General features: G+C 68.1%; 2 protein-coding genes. Both read left to right on the top strand.

Features of this window, described 5'->3' with window-relative positions; translation table 11 throughout:
* Positions 1–220 precede the first annotated feature (220 nt).
* On the top strand, positions 221–436 hold the full coding sequence (locus tag ACWFR4_RS48760) for a hypothetical protein (protein ID WP_453658417.1): 216 nt from the start codon (positions 221–223) through the stop codon (positions 434–436).
* Between the two features lie 624 nt (positions 437–1,060).
* Positions 1,061–1,645, top strand: a complete 585-nt coding sequence (locus ACWFR4_RS48755) for a TerD family protein (protein WP_453658419.1) — start codon at positions 1,061–1,063, stop codon at positions 1,643–1,645.
* Positions 1,646–1,678 lie beyond the last annotated feature (33 nt).

Here is a 1,678-nt window from a genome sequence, read left to right as displayed (position 1 = left end):
CGACGCATCGGCCACAGCTTCAAACAGGACTACACCCTGAACGCCATCATCGCCGCAGCCCGCATGCTGGACGCACTCGACGGGCCCGTCACCTGGCGCCGCGGCGACGCCCTGCGCCGGCACCTCGGTCCGGCCGCAGCCGACCAGTACCTCGCAACGGTCACCTAGCACCCCCACTCCGCCCCGCTACTCACCGCCTACCCACGAAACGAGCCCTCTGATGACCACCTCCTTGACCGCAGCCCCGACCAACCCGCAGGAGAACGACTTCCACCCCGGCCACAGCCCGATCCTCGAGCCGCCTGAGGGACCGGAAAGTGCCCTCGCCTGCACCTGCGGCGGCCTCCTCGAACTCAAGCCGGACACCAAGCCCGCCCAAATGGCCCGCTACCACCTTCACGTGGAGGAAGTCCACGCCGAAGCCCTCTCCGCCTAGAGACCAGACCGGTCGGCCTCGCCGGCCCGGCGCCCCCTGGAGGTGCATCCGACACGGGTGCACCACCAGGGGGCGCTTCCGTGCGTGCGGACCGAGATGACCCACCGCCGCTCGCCGAGACAACCCGCTACATCGGTCGCTTCAGTCGCTCCGCCCAGGAGTCCGCCCAGCGCGGCGGACGTCCAGGGCGCGGCGGGGCCGAGCCCGGCAACGAATTCCAGCAGGCGGGGGACGCCTACCCCGATCGCGAATCCACCCTGCGGGACAGAACCCCGCCCGACCGCAACCAGCGCCGCAACACAGCAGGCTCGCCGTGCCCTGAGAGCGGACCAACAGCCGACGCATCGGCATCACTGGAACCGATTCCACTCTGAGGGATGCAGCACTTGATCGCCGTGCCAGGACGCGGGAGGAGCGAGACAGTCAGGCTCCAACGCCGAACCCCCTACGTACGGTCGAGCTGGCCATCCCCCCGAGCGGCTGATGGTGTCCCAATCGGGGTTGCGCCGCTAACTCTCCTCCCAGCCATGGTGATTGAGCACGGCCTGACCAGGCCCTGCAGCTCGGAACACATCCCTTACACCGGAAAGGTTCACAACCATGACCACTCCCGCCACGCCCGGCATCGTCACCCTGACCAAGGCGGACGGCGCCGCCGACCTCGACGGCGTGACGAAGATGGGCATCGGCGCCTCCTGGGACACCACTGCCGGGGGAAGCGGCGCCATCCTGGGCGCGCTGCGCAAGGCCCGCGGCACCGACCTGGACGCGTTCGCCATCCTCATGAACGGCAACGACCCGGTCCGTTTCGCCGGCCTGGACGTGACCAACCCGCTCGGGAACGGCGCCGTCACCTCCACCGGAGACAATCAGACGGGACGCGGAGACGGTGATGACGAACTGATCGAAGTCACCTTCGACACGATCCCGCCGAACGTCACCAGCATCGTGTTCGTCTGCGCCGCCTTCAAGAAGGGCAGCGACTTGAACAAGGCCGCGAACGTGTCCTTCAAGGTCTACGACAGCACCGGCGGCGCCACTCAGCAGGTCGCCGACATCTGGCCCTCGCTTCTCGGCAACGGCAACGCGATCGCCGTCGCGAAGGCATTCCGCGTCGGGACCGCGTGGAAGCTGGAAGTCATCAACGAGCGAGGCACCGTCAAGCAGGGAGACGAGCGCAGCCTGCTGCGTTTCGCGGCGAACAAGTAACGCCATTCTGCTCGACCGTGTGCCCCGCACCCC

This window comes from Streptomyces sp. NPDC055140 (assembly GCF_053607285.1).
This window is presented reverse-complemented; position numbering and strand designations above follow the sequence as displayed.

Excerpts from the sequence above, each read along its gene's own strand:
- ACWFR4_RS48760 (WP_453658417.1), top strand. The coding sequence starts at position 221 with ATGACCACCTCCTTGACCGCAGCCCCGACCAACCCGCAGGAGAACGAC.